The 14,706-nt window shown below is 59.9% G+C and carries 21 protein-coding genes; 8 read left to right on the top strand and 13 right to left on the bottom strand.

Annotation, left to right across the window (positions count from 1 at the left end):
• Window positions 1-51: 51 nt before the first annotated feature.
• The 7 genes from acpS to folK all read right to left on the bottom strand — a co-directional run bounded on the left by acpS (window position 52) and on the right by folK (window position 5,568).
• A complete protein-coding gene (gene acpS, locus ACR1XY_RS15765; protein WP_480594562.1) occupies window positions 52-471 on the bottom strand; it encodes a holo-ACP synthase in 420 nt (139 codons plus the stop codon).
• Window positions 468-938 carry a hypothetical protein gene (locus tag ACR1XY_RS15760; protein ID WP_480594561.1) on the bottom strand — a complete coding sequence of 157 codons (471 nt, stop codon included), beginning with the start codon at window positions 936-938 and terminating at the stop codon, window positions 468-470. The genes acpS and ACR1XY_RS15760 overlap by 4 nt, the downstream gene beginning before the upstream one ends.
• The gene (locus ACR1XY_RS15755; protein ID WP_480594560.1) at window positions 938-1,684 is read right to left on the bottom strand and encodes a pyridoxine 5'-phosphate synthase; all 747 of its coding nucleotides are present in this window, start codon (window positions 1,682-1,684) and stop codon (window positions 938-940) included. Before ACR1XY_RS15755 ends, ACR1XY_RS15760 begins: the two co-directional genes overlap by 1 nt.
• Window positions 1,677-2,375, bottom strand: a complete 699-nt coding sequence (locus ACR1XY_RS15750; RefSeq protein ID WP_480594559.1) for a DUF2062 domain-containing protein — start codon at window positions 2,373-2,375, stop codon at window positions 1,677-1,679. Before ACR1XY_RS15750 ends, ACR1XY_RS15755 begins: the two co-directional genes overlap by 8 nt.
• 16 nt (window positions 2,376-2,391) lie before the next feature.
• Window positions 2,392-4,524 (bottom strand): RelA/SpoT family protein, encoded by a 2,133-nt coding sequence (locus ACR1XY_RS15745; RefSeq protein WP_480594558.1) that lies wholly within the window; start codon window positions 4,522-4,524, stop codon window positions 2,392-2,394.
• 26 nt (window positions 4,525-4,550) lie between these two features.
• Window positions 4,551-4,904: a DNA-directed RNA polymerase subunit omega gene (gene rpoZ, locus ACR1XY_RS15740; protein ID WP_480594557.1), complete on the bottom strand. Its 354-nt coding sequence runs from the start codon at window positions 4,902-4,904 to the stop codon at window positions 4,551-4,553.
• 94 nt (window positions 4,905-4,998) lie between these two features.
• Complete coding sequence (folK, locus tag ACR1XY_RS15735; protein ID WP_480594556.1) at window positions 4,999-5,568, bottom strand: 2-amino-4-hydroxy-6-hydroxymethyldihydropteridine diphosphokinase; 570 nt, start codon at window positions 5,566-5,568, stop codon at window positions 4,999-5,001.
• Window positions 5,569-5,708: 140 nt separating this feature from the next.
• Between folK and ACR1XY_RS15730 the strand changes: the two genes are divergently transcribed.
• From ACR1XY_RS15730 to ACR1XY_RS15700, 7 genes are all read left to right on the top strand, one after another.
• Window positions 5,709-6,284: a LabA-like NYN domain-containing protein gene (locus tag ACR1XY_RS15730; RefSeq protein ID WP_058283597.1), complete on the top strand. Its 576-nt coding sequence runs from the start codon at window positions 5,709-5,711 to the stop codon at window positions 6,282-6,284.
• Between the two features lie 197 nt (window positions 6,285-6,481).
• Window positions 6,482-7,432: a 4-hydroxy-3-methylbut-2-enyl diphosphate reductase gene (gene ispH / locus ACR1XY_RS15725; protein ID WP_480594554.1), complete on the top strand. Its 951-nt coding sequence runs from the start codon at window positions 6,482-6,484 to the stop codon at window positions 7,430-7,432.
• The gene (locus ACR1XY_RS15720; protein WP_480594553.1) at window positions 7,429-7,881 is read left to right on the top strand and encodes a DUF3429 domain-containing protein; all 453 of its coding nucleotides are present in this window, start codon (window positions 7,429-7,431) and stop codon (window positions 7,879-7,881) included. The genes ispH and ACR1XY_RS15720 overlap by 4 nt, the downstream gene beginning before the upstream one ends.
• Window positions 7,878-8,462: a class I SAM-dependent DNA methyltransferase gene (locus ACR1XY_RS15715; protein WP_480594552.1), complete on the top strand. Its 585-nt coding sequence runs from the start codon at window positions 7,878-7,880 to the stop codon at window positions 8,460-8,462. The genes ACR1XY_RS15720 and ACR1XY_RS15715 overlap by 4 nt, the downstream gene beginning before the upstream one ends.
• Window positions 8,455-8,922 (top strand): ribonuclease HI, encoded by a 468-nt coding sequence (rnhA, locus tag ACR1XY_RS15710; RefSeq protein WP_480594551.1) that lies wholly within the window; start codon window positions 8,455-8,457, stop codon window positions 8,920-8,922. Before ACR1XY_RS15715 ends, rnhA begins: the two co-directional genes overlap by 8 nt.
• Entirely contained in the window at window positions 8,919-9,542 is a 624-nt protein-coding gene (locus tag ACR1XY_RS15705) for a trimeric intracellular cation channel family protein (protein WP_480594550.1), read from the top strand. Before rnhA ends, ACR1XY_RS15705 begins: the two co-directional genes overlap by 4 nt.
• Window positions 9,543-9,560: 18 nt before the next feature.
• Complete coding sequence (locus ACR1XY_RS15700; RefSeq protein WP_480594549.1) at window positions 9,561-10,163, top strand: COG3904 family protein; 603 nt, start codon at window positions 9,561-9,563, stop codon at window positions 10,161-10,163.
• Window positions 10,164-10,165: 2 nt separating this feature from the next.
• On the opposite strand, the gene speB is transcribed toward ACR1XY_RS15700, so the two are convergent.
• The 6 genes from speB to def (ACR1XY_RS15670) all read right to left on the bottom strand — a co-directional run bounded on the left by speB (window position 10,166) and on the right by def (ACR1XY_RS15670) (window position 13,439).
• Window positions 10,166-10,987 carry an agmatinase gene (speB, locus tag ACR1XY_RS15695; RefSeq protein WP_480594548.1) on the bottom strand — a complete coding sequence of 274 codons (822 nt, stop codon included), beginning with the start codon at window positions 10,985-10,987 and terminating at the stop codon, window positions 10,166-10,168.
• A gap of 63 nt (window positions 10,988-11,050) precedes the next feature.
• Window positions 11,051-11,236 carry a hypothetical protein gene (locus ACR1XY_RS15690; protein WP_480594547.1) on the bottom strand — a complete coding sequence of 62 codons (186 nt, stop codon included), beginning with the start codon at window positions 11,234-11,236 and terminating at the stop codon, window positions 11,051-11,053.
• A gap of 34 nt (window positions 11,237-11,270) precedes the next feature.
• A complete protein-coding gene (locus ACR1XY_RS15685; RefSeq protein WP_170328331.1) occupies window positions 11,271-11,507 on the bottom strand; it encodes a hypothetical protein in 237 nt (78 codons plus the stop codon).
• Window positions 11,508-11,512: 5 nt separating this feature from the next.
• Window positions 11,513-12,427, bottom strand: coding sequence for a methionyl-tRNA formyltransferase (gene fmt / locus ACR1XY_RS15680; RefSeq protein ID WP_480594594.1), 915 nt, complete (start codon window positions 12,425-12,427; stop codon window positions 11,513-11,515).
• Window positions 12,428-12,429: 2 nt separating this feature from the next.
• Window positions 12,430-12,924 carry a peptide deformylase gene (def, locus tag ACR1XY_RS15675; RefSeq protein ID WP_480594546.1) on the bottom strand — a complete coding sequence of 165 codons (495 nt, stop codon included), beginning with the start codon at window positions 12,922-12,924 and terminating at the stop codon, window positions 12,430-12,432.
• Complete coding sequence (gene def, locus ACR1XY_RS15670) at window positions 12,921-13,439, bottom strand: peptide deformylase (protein WP_480594593.1); 519 nt, start codon at window positions 13,437-13,439, stop codon at window positions 12,921-12,923. Before def (ACR1XY_RS15670) ends, def (ACR1XY_RS15675) begins: the two co-directional genes overlap by 4 nt.
• Before the next feature lie 94 nt (window positions 13,440-13,533).
• Here def (ACR1XY_RS15670) and ACR1XY_RS15665 point away from each other — a divergent pair, with 94 nt between their 5' ends.
• Window positions 13,534-14,706 carry a MalY/PatB family protein gene (locus ACR1XY_RS15665; RefSeq protein ID WP_480594545.1) on the top strand — a complete coding sequence of 391 codons (1,173 nt, stop codon included), beginning with the start codon at window positions 13,534-13,536 and terminating at the stop codon, window positions 14,704-14,706.

The raw sequence follows: 14,706 nt of genomic DNA, 5'->3' as shown, positions 1-14,706 counted from the left end.
TCTCCGGTTCTTGCGTTGTTGGGTGCTACATGCGGGGCCAAGGGGGGCAAGTCAAGGCTGCGCGCCCTGATCTTGAAGCGGCCGCGCTTCGATCACCACGAAGGCCTGCGCCCAGGGATGATCATCAGTCAAGGTAACGTGGATGATCGCTTCATGCCCTTCGGGTGTCATCTCTTTCAGACGTTCGGCGGCCCAGCCGGTGACGTGCATGACCGGCTGGCCTGTGCGCAGGTTTGTGACCGCCATATCCTTCCACGCGATGCCCATGCGCAGGCCGGTGCCCAGCGCCTTGGAACAAGCCTCTTTCGCGGCCCAGCGTTTGGCATAGGTTCCTGCCGTGTCGGCGCGACGCTCGGCCTTGCCCTGTTCGGTGTCGGTGAAAACGCGATTGCGAAATCGGTCGCCAAACCGGTCGAGTGTGCCTTGAATGCGGTCAATATTCGCAAGGTCGGTGCCGATACCCAGAATCATGTGCTTTGTTTCTTCTTCAGATACTTCGCAAAACCCTTTTTGACGCCGAGCATGAAGGCAAATCGGCACAGAACGAATGAGACAAAACCGACAACAACGATCTGGACGGCATATCGTATCAGCCCTGTTCCGTCCGCCATCAGCGTCCAAAGACCCAACGCTAAAACCTGAAACAGGAAAAGCCCCAGAACGATGCACAGGCCGGTCAGAACCATTTTTCTGGCAATGACCCAGCTTTTGAAGGACGGGTCGCAGTGCTTACCACTCCGACCGGACCACACCCCATATAAGAACGCGGCCGCTACGAGTGCGAAGCTCATTGGCATGAGCGGGAACGGCAAATCAAATTCCAACACGCGCCTGACGATGGAAAAGGCCACCAAAACAGCAAAGACGAGGCCCACGTAAGTAACGTGGTCAAGGCTTACAGTGGTTTCTGTCGTGGGAGCCGGAATCTCTCGAGCCATTATGCCCGCGCCTCATCCATCAAGCGGCGCATCTCGGCTATTGCCGGAGTGAGGCCGCGAAATATCGCCTCGCCGATTAGAAAGTGACCGATATTCAGCTCACGCACTTCGGGGAAGGCTGCAACGGGCTTTACCGTGTCATAAGTCAGGCCGTGGCCCGCGTGGACCTCAAGCCCCAGCGAGTGGGCAAAGGCAGACATTTCCCGCAGGCTTTCAAGCTCGCGGGCGGCCTCGTCCATCCGACCCTCGGCATGGGCATCGCAATAGGCACCGGTGTGCAATTCGATCACCTCAGCGCCGATACGGTTGGCGGCTTCAATCTGGCGCTGGTCAGCGGCGATGAAAATGGACACACGACACCCCGCCTTGCGCAGAGGTGCGATATAGTGTGCCAACTTGTTTTCCTCGCGTGCGACCTCAAGCCCGCCTTCAGTCGTGCGTTCCTCGCGCTTTTCAGGAACAATGCAGACGGCGTGCGGTTTATGACGCAGGGCGATCTGTTGCATCTCGGGCGTAGCGGCCATTTCAAAGTTCAGCGGTACCGACAGAACCTCCATCAGCCCATCAATATCAGCGTCCGAGATATGACGGCGGTCCTCACGCAGATGGGCGGTAATTCCGTCCGCTCCAGCTTCTTCGGCCAGTTTGGCGGCGCGCAGCGGGTCGGGATAAGCACCGCCTCGGGCGTTGCGCACTGTGGCCACGTGGTCGATATTCACACCCAGGCGCAGGTTGTTTTCAGACATCGCTTGTATCCTTTTCCGTGCTCCGGTCCGAGCCTACAGGAGTTGCAATCGGCGCGGCCAGCTCAGTTTCGGCCAGCCGTTTGATTTCATCGAATTTCGCCTTGATCCGGGCGCGGCGGCGCTGCTGGTAGGTCCGAACCACCGGCAGGCTGAGGTAATAACAGATGAACCCTGCCAGAAGCCCTGGCAAGATACCCCCGATCAGATAGGGAAAGAACACTTCGTCATAAAACACGGCAAGACCGCGCCAGTCGGCAACACGGTCCGTGAACATCGCCATGAAGTTGTTCTTAAGGTCGCTCAGCGCCTTGAAAAAGCTATCCATCAGGCCGTGGGTTTCGCCTTCGTCAAAATCGTCGCCCAGCAGGTAGTTTCCGGTCTGCAGACAAACGACCCCGATGGGCACATAGGTCAGAGGGTTGCCGAAGAATGTACCACTGAGCGAAGCCAGAAGGTTGCCGTTGATCAGGCGACTGATCAGAGCCGCGATAACGAAGTGGAACCCATAAAACGGCGTGAACGCGGTGAACACGCCCGCACCGACACCGCGCGCGATGCGTTCTGGCGAATCCGGCAGGCGCCTTATGCGGTGTTTGACGTAGTGAAAGGCCCGGGTCCACCCGCCGCGCGGATAGACGAATTCCGAGGCGATCTGAATGGGCGAGCGTCGGTCTCGGCGCTTGAAAACCACTCCTGATCACCCCTTCTCAACCAGCCGCAACCGCGGTTTTTTCCCGATCACGATGCCGTTCGACCGAGGCGACATCGCTTTCAGCCTCAAGCATCAGCATCAGCGAATGCAGTTGCTCAAGGTCGCGCAGTTCGACACTGATCAGCAGGCGATAAAAATCCGGTTTGCGATCAACGAATTCCAGGTTCGAAATATTGGCCTTTTTCTCGCCGATCAATGTGCAAATGCGTCCCAAGACCCCTGCGTCGTTGCCGATGGTCAGATCCAGCGCCACACCATAGACGGCCGGGTGCGTACCCGAATGCCAGTGCAGGTCGACCCAACGGTCAGGTTCGCCTTCGAATTCGGACAGGCGGTCGCAATCGATGGCATGCACGACCACGCCCCTGCCGCGATAGGTGATACCGACGATGCGTTCACCCGGTAGAGGCTGACAGCACGGCGCACGTTCGAATTTTTGCCCCGGCTCCAGACCAATTACCGCGCGACGCGGCGAGATTGCGTCGCCCTCGTCCTGCGTCAGTTCCGGATAGACCGCGCTGACCACATCATGTGCCGTTAGCTCGGCACTGCCGAGACGGGCCAGCAGCTCGTGCCGGTCTTTCAGGCGCAGGTGTTTGGCGGCGGTGTCCAGCGCCTTGTCCGTGGCCTTGCGACCCACGTGGTCAAAACCCGAACGCGCCAGTTCCTTGCCCAGCTTGATGAACCGTTCGCGGTCGACCTCGCGCAAGGCGCGGCGAATGGATGTGCGAGCCTTGCCTGTGACCGCGATCTCAAGCCACGTGACTTGAGGGGTCTGGCCATCTGCGGTGATGATGTCCACAGATTGCCCATTCTTGATCCGGGTCCAGAGCGGTACGCGGATGCCATCGACCTTGGCGCCCACGCAGGCGTGTCCGATCCGGGTGTGGATGGCATAGGCAAAATCAATCGGTGTCGCACCGCGTGGCAGCTTCACCACATCGCCTTTGGGTGTAAAGCAGAACACCTGGTCCGAATACATCTCGAGCTTGACGGCTTCGAGGAAATCCTCGTGATCCTCTTCGCTGTCGAACTGTTCGGTCAGATTGGCGATCCACTTCGCCGGATCTACCGCAAAAGGGTTTTCTGAGCGCACGCCATCGCGATAGGACCAATGCGCCGCAACCCCGGTTTCGGCCACGTCATGCATCTGGCGGGTGCGAATTTGAACCTCGACCCGTTTACCGTCACGGCCAGAAACCGTTGTGTGGATCGAGCGATACCCGTTGGATTTTGGCTGACTGATGTAATCCTTGAACCGCCCCGGCACCGCGCGCCAGCGCTGGTGGATCGCGCCAAGGGTGCGATAGCAGTCTTCCTCGGTCTGGGTAATGATACGGAAACCGTAGATATCGGACAGGCGCGAGAAGCCCTGATCCTTTTCCTGCATCTTGCGCCAGATCGAATAGGGTTTCTTGGCGCGGCCAAACACTTCGGCATCGATACCCGCTTTTTCCAATTCGTGGCGCATGTCACCGGTGATCCGGTGGATCACGTCTCCCGTTTCGCGCTGCAGAGTGATAAAGCGACGGATTATCGATTGGCGACCTTCGGGGTTCAGAACACGAAAGGCGAGGTCTTCCAACTCCTCACGCATCCACTGCATCCCCATCCGGCCCGCAAGCGGCGCGTAGATATCCATCGTCTCGCGCGCTTTGACGATCTGCTTTTCCGGCCGCATCGCCTTGATGGTGCGCATATTGTGCAAACGGTCTGCCAGTTTGACCAAAATGACCCGCAAGTCCTTGGACATGGCCATGAACAGCTTTCGGAAGTTCTCGGCCTGCTTGGTTTCGCGGCTGGAGAGCTGCAGATTGGTCAGCTTGGTGACGCCATCGACCAGTTTGGCGACCTCATCGCCGAACAACTCGGACACCTTGCTGTAATTGGCCTTAGTGTCCTCGATTGTGTCGTGCAACAGCGCCGTAATTATGGTCGCATCATCCAAACGCTGTTCGGTCAGGATGGCGGCAACGGCAACGGGGTGCGAAAAATAGGGCTCGCCGGAATGGCGAAACTGACCCTCGTGCATCTGCTGCCCGAACGCATAGGCTCGGGCGATGCGGTCAGCATTTGTCTTGGGGTTGTAGTTGCGGACCAGCGCAATCAGGTCGTCAGCAGAAATCATCCGGTCCGCACCTTCGTGTTTGGGAATTACCCCTGGCCTTGAGCCTCCATCAGAGCGCGCAGCAGCTTCTCCTCCGACATGTCGTCATCGGCCGGTTTGTCCGTTTCCGCACCCATCAGCAGAGCCATCTGATCTTCTTCGGGCTCGTCCACCTCGATCTGAGTCTGGTTCGCCTCGATCAGGCGCTCGCGAAGCTCATCGGCGCTCTGGGTTTCATCGGCGATCTCGCGCAGCGACACGACAGGGTTCTTGTCGTTGTCACGGTCGACGGTGATCGACGCACCGGCGGAAATCTCGCGCGCACGATGGGCGGCAAGCATCACCAGTTCAAACCGGTTCGGAACCTTGTCTACGCAATCTTCAACCGTCACGCGGGCCATGGGGCGCTCTCCGTTACTGAATCCATGTCAGGAAGACGTTTATCTAAGCGCGAATCCCTGCCTTGACAAGCAAGAAATGCCGCAAATGCATCATTCAAAGGGGCGTCACCGCCGCAATATCCTCGGCAGGCAGCTCTGCCAGCATCTCGGTGACGGTCAGCCCCAGTACCGGGTGACGCCAGTCAGGGGCCACATCCGCCATAGGAACCAACACGAAGGCGCGATCCTGCAAGCGCGGATGCGGCAGGATTAGCTGATCCGGAGTTTGCTGCGTCTGCGCCTCGGGCGGCAGCGCATGCCACCGGTCAAACACGGTGCGATCCGGCAGAATCAAATCGCCGTAGCAGACCAGATCCAAATCCAGCGTGCGCATCCCCCAACGCTGCACCCGCTCGCGGCCGAATTCATGTTCGACCTCATGCAGCACCTGCAACAGTTCGCTCGGGGTCTTGTCGGTCTCGATCAGGGCGGCGGCGTTCACGTAATCCGGCCCAGCGCCAGGCGGAAAACACGGGGTCTCAAAAAAGCGGCTGACAGTGCGAATCACCACACCATGACGCGAGATCGCGTCAATTCCCTTTTTAAGTGTCACGTTGGGTTCTAATTCTCTCAAACTGAGATTTCCACCCAGTGCAATCACCGCTTCAGTTGAAAAATTGCTCATAAGACTCCCTATATCCGGCGAATTGCGTGCTTGCGATACACATCAAATGCCCTAATTATAGGTGTATCAGCGTGCCGCATTTATTCTAGCTCACTCACCTAACACTCGGTGTCGCTGGTTTGTACCGGAAGGAACTATTTATGTTTTATAAAGACGAACGGCTAGCGCTGTTCATCGACGGCTCGAATCTTTATGCGGCCGCAAAAGCACTGGGGTTTGACATCGACTACAAGTTGCTGCGCCAAGAGTTCATGCGCCGCGGCAAGATGCTTCGTGCTTTCTATTACACAGCGCTGCTCGAAAACGACGAGTATTCGCCGATCCGTCCTCTGGTTGACTGGCTGCATTACAACGGCTTCACCATGGTGACAAAACCGGCAAAAGAATACACCGACAGCATGGGGCGTCGGAAAGTCAAGGGAAACATGGACATCGAACTGACTGTCGATGCCATGGAACTGGCGCCACGCGTCGATCATATCGTGCTGTTCTCGGGCGATGGGGATTTCCGCCCGCTGATTGCCAGCCTGCAACGTCAGGGCGTGCGTGTGTCGGTCGTCTCGACCATTCGCAGCCAGCCTCCGATGATCTCGGACGAGCTGCGCCGTCAGGCTGACAACTTCATCGAACTGGAAGACCTGCGCGACGTGATCGGGCGGCCTCCCCGTGAAATGCCGATGGAGCCGCGCAGCGTTGCGGCTGCCGGTGGGCAGTAAAACCCCGGCCACTCACCAAACCGGGGTTAAAGAAACAGGCGCGGTCAGGGTATGAAAACCTGACCGTGCCTTTTTTAACTAAGAACAGGTGCTGAAAACGCCTTATGGCTAGCACCGATTCATGTCAGGCAAATGACAAGTTGGCGTCTGGACCAGGGCCGGGAAAAGACTTACCTGTGGCCTATGGAGACCGCTACATGACCAAGCCCCCTCTGACCCTTTACCTTGCCGCCCCGCGCGGCTTTTGCGCCGGTGTGGACCGGGCCATCAAGATCGTCGAAATGGCGCTGCAGAAATGGGGCGCTCCTGTCTATGTGCGCCACGAGATCGTGCACAACAAATTCGTCGTCGACGGGCTGCGCGCGCAGGGTGCCGTGTTTGTCGAGGAGCTGGACGAATGCCCCGATGACCGGCCTGTGATCTTTTCCGCCCATGGCGTACCGAAATCCGTACCCGCCACGGCCGCCCAACGCGAGATGATCTATGTCGACGCTACCTGCCCTCTGGTCTCCAAAGTGCATGTCGAAGCCCAACGCCACGCCGATGCCGGTTTGCAGATGATCATGATTGGCCACAAGGGCCACCCTGAAACGGTCGGCACCATGGGGCAATTGCCAGATGGTGAGGTTCTGCTGGTCGAAACTGTCGAAGATGTGGCCACCGTACAGGTGCGCAATCCGGACAAGCTGGCCTATGTCACCCAGACCACCCTTTCGGTGGACGACACCAAGGATATCGTTGCCGCGCTCGAAGCGCGTTTCCCGGCCATCGTCGGCCCCCACAAGGAAGACATCTGCTACGCCACCACCAACCGGCAAGAGGCCGTGAAAGCCGTGGCCCCGAAATCGGATGCTCTGCTGGTGGTCGGCGCTCCGAACTCGTCGAACTCACGCCGTTTGGTCGAAGTCGCCTCGCGCGCCGGGTGCACCTATACGCAACTGGTGCAACGCGCGACCGATATCGACTGGCGCGCGCTTCAGGGTATCTCGTCCGTGGCCATCACCGCGGGCGCATCGGCCCCCGAAGTTCTGGTCAATGAAGTGATCGACGCATTCCGGGATCATTTCGACGTGACCGTCGAAATGGTCGAAACCGCCGTCGAGAACGTCGAGTTCAAGGTCCCTCGCGTTCTGAGGCAACCCGCATGAGGGGCATTCCAAGGGCCCCGCTATTTCTGGGGCTGGCTGGGCTGATCCCGTTCATCTGGGGCGCACTGACCTATCTGAACGATGATCTGCACGCCTGGGGAACACAGACGCTTGGATCGCGCTTTGTGGGGCCGTATGTGCAGCTGTTCTACGGTTCGGTGATCCTCAGCTTCATGTCGGGGGTCCTGTGGGGGTTCGCCACCAAGGCCTCGGGCAGCAAGGCGGCGACCTGCTATCTGCTGTCGGTTTTGCCTGCGCTGTGGGCATTCTTCAAAACCGGCGGCGGCCCGGTCAGCACTGGCACCAACCTGATGTACGGGTTTGCTGGAGTGCTGGTTCTGGACGCCCTCTTTGCCTATTGGCGCCTGACCCCAACCTGGTGGTTGCGACTGCGCGTGACGCTGACCGCCATCGTACTGGCCTGCCTTGCAGTAGGAGTTTACCTGTGACCGACGAAAGAACGATCAACGCCTATACGACCCGCGTGGCCGACTATCTTCAGATCCCGCTGCCCCCGGAACAGATCGAAGCCCGCATGGCCTTTGCCGAGGCGGTAGGTTCTGGCTACATTCTGGATCTCGGCGCAGGCCCCGGGGCGGACAGCGGTTTTTTCATGCGCGAGGGCTTGACGGTGCGGGCACTGGACGCGACCCCAGCCTTTGTCGAGCACGCTCGCGAAAACGGCGTCGATGCGCATCTGGGCACGTTTGACGATGTGACCGAAGAGGCCGAGTATGACGGCATCTATGCCAGCTTTTCCCTGCTGCACGCCCCGCGCGCGGATTTTGCCCGCCATCTGGCGGCTATCCACCGGGCACTGAAACCCCAGGGTATCTTTTTTCTCGGCCTGAAACTGGGCACGGGTGAACATCGCGACGATCTGGATCGCTACTACACTTATTTCTCGCAGACCGAGATCGAAGAAGCTCTGGAGCAGGCTGGGTTCACCATCGACCGGATCACCACCGGCATGGGCACGGGTTTGGCCGGGTCCTATGACGGGTTCATTCTGGTGCTGGCCCATGCCTGAGCTGTTTGCCTATACCGACGGCGCCTGTTCCGGCAATCCCGGCCCCGGCGGCTGGGGCGTGCTGATGCGCGCGGTCGATGGCGACAAAGTCCTGAAAGAGCGCGAACTGAAGGGCGGTGAGGCCGAGACCACCAACAACCGCATGGAATTGCTGGCCGCGATCAGCGCGCTGGAAACGCTGGAGCGCGCCTCGAAAATCACCGTCGTCACCGACAGCGCCTATGTGAAAAACGGCGTCACGGGCTGGATTTTCGGGTGGAAACGAAACGGCTGGAAAACTTCAAACAAGAAACCGGTCAAGAATGTAGATCTGTGGCAGCGGCTGGATGAGGCGCAGACCCGCCATGATGTGACCTGGGAATGGGTCAAGGGCCACGCAGGCCACCCCGAAAACGAAAAGGCGGATGAGCTGGCCCGCGCGGGCATGGCCCCGTTCAAGCCGAAAAAGGCGCAGACGTGAGCGGGCTGGCCCTGCTGGACTATGCCTCGGTTCTGGTTTTTGGCCTGACTGGTGCGCTGGTGGCCAGCCGGGCGCAGCTGGATTTGGTGGGGTTTGCCTTCATTGCCTGCCTGACGGCGGTAGGCGGCGGCACGGTGCGAGACCTGCTGCTGAACCGGCATCCGGTTTTCTGGGTCGGGCAACCCGACTATATCCTCATCGCCGTCGCTGCGGCAGTTCTGGTGTTCTTTACTGCCCATCTGGTCGAAAGCCGATACAACTGGCTGGTCTGGCTGGACAGTTTCGCCCTGTCCATCGCGGTGGCCGCCGGTACCGGTGCCGCGCTTGCGCTGGGCCAGTCTGGCGTGATTGTCGTGTTGATGGGCATTTCCACCGGTTGTCTGGGCGGGTTGATGCGCGACGTGGTCTGTAACGAGGTGCCTCTGGTTCTGAAACAGGGCGAGCTGTATGTCTCCTGCGCGTTTGCAGGGGCGCTGACCGCCGTGTTGGCAAACCGTCTTGGGTTTGAAGAGCTTGTCACCCTTGCCGCCTGTGCGCTGATTTGCTGGGCTTTGCGGGCCGGGTCACTGCTGTTTGGCTGGCAACTACCCGTCTACAAAAGCCGCCCGCCTCGTAACTGAGAAAGGTCGATCCCGAGAATGAAAAAGCCGTTGATTTTCACCGCAACAGGTTTCGTGCTTCTGACCGCATGTGCGGACCAATACGAACCGGTCCGATTTGAGGCGCTAAGGAATGAGATTGTGGTTGTCGGCACAATCGACCACACAACACTTTCCGCGTTTGAGGAGGTCACTCGACAGAACCCGCAGATCAAAACCCTTGTGCTGCAATACATCGAAGGGTCAGTGGATGACGATGCCAACGTCGTCTTCTCTCGTGCTGTGCGCGAACTGGGTTTTGATACGGTTGTTCCCTCGGACGGAATGATCGCCTCGGGCGGGACAGACCTGTTTCTGGCGGGCAACCGGCGCGTTCTGGAACCCGGGGCCTGTGTTGGCGTCCATAGCTGGGGCGGCTGGGACATCGTCGCCACCGAAATTCCAGCAGATGACCCTGAGCATGACCGTTATCTCGACTATTACGAGGATATCGGCGTTGACGACGCGTTCTACTGGTACACGCTAGACTCCGCGCCCGCCGATGGGATGCACTGGATGACCGCCGCCGAGGCTGATCGATACGATCTGACCACGGGCAGAGCCCCGCGCCTTGGATCGCCCGCTATCTGCGACGAACGCTAAGCTCAGCGCGACAGCAGCCGCGCTCCGATTTCCTTGACAAACTTCGCCGCCACCATCGCCGTCATCCCGTAGGGATCGCGGTGCGGGTTCAACTCGACAATATCTGCACCAACCAATTGGCCTTTGAACCGGTGGATCAGGTTGATCACCTCGCGCGTGCTCAGCCCGCCGGGTTCGTAATGCGAAACGCCCGGCGCGAAGGCCGGGTCCAGCGCGTCCAGATCCAGCGACAGGTAGACCGGGCCGTCAAATCTGATTTCAAGATCGGGGCGCCAGTTCTGCATGTCGATCACCTCGACCCCGAACTTGTCGGCCTGCTCCTGCTGGTGCTTGTTCATCGTGCGGATGCCGACCTGAATCAGACGTTTGATCTGGCAGGTCTCCATCACCCGCGCGAAAGGGCAGCCATGGCCCAACTTGCCGATCTGCTGACTGTCATAGAGATCGGGGTGTGAGTCGATATGCAGGATGTTCAGACCCTGATACCTCTCGGCATGTGCCTTGATCAGCGGAAAGGCCACCGAATGATCGCCGCCCAGCGACAATAGCCGCGCACCGGTTGCGATGCGGGCAGCCGCCCCGGCCTCGATCCGGTCGATCGGCTCTTGACCGGCCATCTCGAACACATCCAGATCGCCCGTGTCCTTGAACCGTTCAGTCGCGCCCAGATCGGTGCCATCCTCGGCGGTCAGGTTTGCCGCCCCGGAATGCAGCGCCTCACGAATGCGGCCCGGCGCAAAGGCTGGCCCTTGCAGGAACGAGGAATGCAGATCCAGCGGCACCCCCATCAGGGCGACGTCACCAGGGTTCAGATCGTAAGGCATGGCGCGTCTTTCGGGTCGAGTGTTTCGGCGATCTGACCGGTAACCTGCCCGATGGTCAAGAGGTTAGCGACGCAGATAGTTTTTCCGGATCCAGATCGCCAGAAACGCGCCTAGGACCGCACCGACAAAGCTGGACAGCCAGCCAACACCGGGCATCAGAAACCCCAGCAGTATCCAGCCAATCATCCCCCCGATGATGCCGACCAGCAGGGTCGTGGGGATAAGTGAGGCGACCAGAAATTCACCCACAGCTTGGATGATGACATGGGCAATGAAGGGTATGTCACTTCCTCCAATGCGTCGGCACGATGATCAGCGCCCCGATGGATGAGATCACAGCGTTCAGGCCGGGCGGGCCAAAGCTGATGCCAAACATGATGCGCACGAAATAGAACAGGAAGGCTCCACCCACGCAAATGATGATCGAGGGCAGATAACCGTTATGCGTGAACCCGGTTTTTTCGGACAAGTAGCCCACAATACCGGCAATCACGACGGTGCCCATCAGGACCATGAACATCTGGCTTACTCCGAATTCAGGCGGGTTCCGGCCGCGACCGGCCAGCCCCGCAGGAAGGTTTCCGTATCCTGTGCGCCCTTTCCTGCCCGCTGCAGGCGCAACAGGTCAATCGCCCCTTCGCCACAAGCCACGCGGAGCGTGTCGTTCAGAACCTCTCCAGGCGCGCCCTGCCCGTCGGCCAGTGCCGAGGCCAGCAGTTTGACCCGGTCACCCGCAATCTCGGTCCATGCCCCGGGAAAGGGCGAAAGACCGCGGATCTGGCGGTCGACCTCGACCGCCGGGCGGGACCAATCCACCCGTGCCTCGGCCTTGTCTATTTTCGAGGCATAGGTGACGCCGTCCTCGGGTTGAGGGTCCAGCGTCAATTCAGGTAGACGGGCCAACGCCTCGACGATCAGATCAGCCCCCATAGGCGCAAGCCGGTCGTGCAGTTGCGCCGTAGTTTCCTGTGACCCGATATCGGTGGCCTGCCGCAGCAGAACGGGGCCGGTGTCCAGCCCGGCCTCCATCTGCATGATGCAGATACCGGTTTGCGCGTCGCCCGCCATGATTGCGCGATGGATCGGCGCGGCCCCGCGCCAGCGCGGCAACAGGCTGGCATGGATATTCAGGCAGCCATGAGCGGGCGCATCCAGAATGGGTTGCGGCAGCAACAGCCCGTAAGCCACAACCACCGCCACATCAGCGTTCAGATCGGCAAAAGCTGCCTGTTCTTCGGGGGATTTCAGCGAGACAGGGTGGTGTACGGTCAGACCCAACGCCTCGGCCCGTGCGTGAACCGGTGTCGGGCGATCTTTCTTCCCCCGCCCCGCCGGGCGCGGAGGCTGGCAATAGACGGCGGCGATCTCATTCCCGGCCTCAAACAGCGCGTCCAGCACCGGAACCGAAAACTCGGGTGTTCCCATGAAGACAACGCGCATGTTCACCCCTGTTTCCTGGCTTTACGCAGCAGCATGTCACGTTTGACCTTGCTGAGCCGGTCGAAATACATCCGGCCGTTCAAATGGTCGATCTGATGCTGCACGCTGGTGGCCTCGATCCCCACGAAATCGCGGCGGTCGATCATGCCCTGTTCGTTCAGGAATTTAACCGTCACCGCGCGGGGGCGTTTCACAGTGGCCGACACGCCGGGCAGGTTCGGGCTGGCCTCTTCATGCTCGCGCAACTCAATCGAGCTGTGCAGGATTTCGGGGTTCGCCAACCGCACCGCCTTGCCACGCTCGGTCGAACCATCCACAACCGCCAGCCGCAGCATCACCCCGATCTGCGGGCCTGCGAGGCCAACACCGGGCATCGCTTCCATCGTGTCGATCATGTCATCCCAGATGGCGCGGATTTCATCGGTGATCTCGGCCACTTCCTCGGCCTTGGTCCGCAGACGATTGTCCGGCCACGGCAGGCAGGTGCGCACGGTCATGCGCGGGCCTGTTCGCGTTTCAGTTTCTGCATCTTGCGCGTGATCATCTGGCGCTTCAACGGCTTGAGATAGTCAATGAACAGCTTGCCGTTCAGGTGGTCGATCTCATGCTGCACGCAGGTCGCCCAAAGCCCATCAAAGGTTTCCTGCTGCAAATTGCCATCGCGATCCATCCAGGTCACGTCGACCACTTTGGGCCGGGTCACTTCTGCGAATTGCTCGGGGATGGACAGGCAGCCTTCCTCATAGACGTTGGTTTCCTCCGAGGCCGCAATGACCTCGGGATTGAACATGATCAGCGGGCGCGGCGCCTCGCCTTCTTCCTTGATGCAGTCCATCACGATTAGACGGTCCAGCACGCCAACTTGCGGCGCCGCCAGCCCGATACCGGGGGCGTCATACATCGTCTCAAGCATGTCGTCGGCCAGTTTGCGCAGCTCGTCCGACAGGTCGGCAACAGGGGCGCAGACCTTTTTCAGACGGGGGTCGGGATGGATCAGGATATTGCGTTTCATGGGGTTGATGTAGGCCATCCCGCCCCCCGCCGCAACGCCCCCCTTGCGCCCGCTGGAATTGTGGCTAGCTTTCCCCCCAACAGACGGAGCAGACATGACTTTCAACGACCTGATCGACCGCCGGGGAACGAACAGTTCCAAATGGGACAAGATGGAAGACCTGTACGGCGTGCCGCTACAGGACGGGCTGGCCATGTGGACGGCCGATTCCGACTATGCCACCGCACCCTGTGTGATCAAAGCGGTTCGCGAAGCGGCCGATCACGGTATCTTTGGCTATTCCTGGACACATCCAGACTATCTGGCCTCGGTCCAATGGTGGATGAAGAACCGCCACGACTGGGAAATCGACACCGACTGGGCGTTGACTTCGCAGGGGCTGGGCAACGCAATTGCACTGTGTCTGGACGTTTGGACCGACCCGGGTGACGGGGTGGTGATCTTCACGCCTGTCTACCATGAGTTTGCCTACAAGGTGAACAAATCCGGCCGCCGCTTGGTGGAGTGTCCACTGGTCCGTGAAGGCGACAGCTATGGCGTCGATCTGGAAGACGCACAGTCGCGGCTGGACGGGTCGGAAAAGATGCTGCTGTGGTGCTCGCCGCAGAACCCCTCGGGGCGCGTCTGGGCGTCGGACGAACTGCGCGCCGTAGCCGCGTTTGCCGAGCGGAACGGGTTGGTCCTGGTCTCGGACGAGATTCACCACGATCTGGTCTACCCCGGCCACAAATTTGTGCCGATGGATGTGGCCGCACCCGATGCAAGACCATGGACGGTGACGCTGACGGCGGCGTCCAAAACGTTCAATATCGCGGGTCAGCGCACTGGCAACATGATCATCCCCGACCCCGAGCTGCGCGCGGCCATGCGCTATCGGCTGCACACGCTGGACTATGCCCCCAGTGCGCTGGGTGTCGCCATGATCGCCGCCGCCTATTCCCCAGAAGGTGCGGCTTGGGTCGATGAGCAGATCGCCCATCTGGACAGTAACCGCAAACTGTTCGACGCGACCATCGCCGACATCCCCGGCCTGTGGTCGATGCCCCTGCAGGCGACCTATCTGGCCTGGGTCGATTTCTCGGGCACTGGGATGTCGCATGATGATTTCGTTCGCCGCCTGCGCGAAGACGCCAGAATCGCCACCTCCTCCGGCCCAGGGTTTGGCGCAGGTGGTGAAAATTTCGAACGGTTCAACCTCGCCACGCAACGCACGCGGGTGGAAGAGGCCTGCGCCCGCCTGAAAAACGCGTTTGCCGATTTGCAATAA

The organism is Ruegeria sp. AD11(2025) (genome assembly GCF_056542405.1).
Note: the sequence above shows the minus strand (reverse complement) of the source record. Positions and strands in the feature narration are given on the sequence as shown.

Excerpts from the sequence above, each read along its gene's own strand:
- acpS (WP_480594562.1), bottom strand. The coding sequence starts at position 471 with ATGATTCTGGGTATCGGCACCGACCTTGCGAATATTGACCGCATTCAA.
- ACR1XY_RS15760 (WP_480594561.1), bottom strand. The coding sequence starts at position 938 with ATGGCTCGAGAGATTCCGGCTCCCACGACAGAAACCACTGTAAGCCTT.
- ACR1XY_RS15755 (WP_480594560.1), bottom strand. The coding sequence starts at position 1,684 with ATGTCTGAAAACAACCTGCGCCTGGGTGTGAATATCGACCACGTGGCC.
- ACR1XY_RS15745 (WP_480594558.1), bottom strand. The coding sequence starts at position 4,524 with ATGATTTCTGCTGACGACCTGATTGCGCTGGTCCGCAACTACAACCCC.
- rpoZ (WP_480594557.1), bottom strand. The coding sequence starts at position 4,904 with ATGGCCCGCGTGACGGTTGAAGATTGCGTAGACAAGGTTCCGAACCGG.
- folK (WP_480594556.1), bottom strand. The coding sequence starts at position 5,568 with ATGAGCAATTTTTCAACTGAAGCGGTGATTGCACTGGGTGGAAATCTC.
- ACR1XY_RS15730 (WP_058283597.1), top strand. The coding sequence starts at position 5,709 with ATGTTTTATAAAGACGAACGGCTAGCGCTGTTCATCGACGGCTCGAAT.
- ispH (WP_480594554.1), top strand. The coding sequence starts at position 6,482 with ATGACCAAGCCCCCTCTGACCCTTTACCTTGCCGCCCCGCGCGGCTTT.
- ACR1XY_RS15720 (WP_480594553.1), top strand. The coding sequence starts at position 7,429 with ATGAGGGGCATTCCAAGGGCCCCGCTATTTCTGGGGCTGGCTGGGCTG.
- rnhA (WP_480594551.1), top strand. The coding sequence starts at position 8,455 with ATGCCTGAGCTGTTTGCCTATACCGACGGCGCCTGTTCCGGCAATCCC.
- ACR1XY_RS15700 (WP_480594549.1), top strand. The coding sequence starts at position 9,561 with ATGAAAAAGCCGTTGATTTTCACCGCAACAGGTTTCGTGCTTCTGACC.
- speB (WP_480594548.1), bottom strand. The coding sequence starts at position 10,987 with ATGCCTTACGATCTGAACCCTGGTGACGTCGCCCTGATGGGGGTGCCG.
- ACR1XY_RS15685 (WP_170328331.1), bottom strand. The coding sequence starts at position 11,507 with ATGTTCATGGTCCTGATGGGCACCGTCGTGATTGCCGGTATTGTGGGC.
- fmt (WP_480594594.1), bottom strand. The coding sequence starts at position 12,427 with ATGCGCGTTGTCTTCATGGGAACACCCGAGTTTTCGGTTCCGGTGCTG.
- def (WP_480594546.1), bottom strand. The coding sequence starts at position 12,924 with ATGACCGTGCGCACCTGCCTGCCGTGGCCGGACAATCGTCTGCGGACC.
- def (WP_480594593.1), bottom strand. The coding sequence starts at position 13,439 with ATGAAACGCAATATCCTGATCCATCCCGACCCCCGTCTGAAAAAGGTC.
- ACR1XY_RS15665 (WP_480594545.1), top strand. The coding sequence starts at position 13,534 with ATGACTTTCAACGACCTGATCGACCGCCGGGGAACGAACAGTTCCAAA.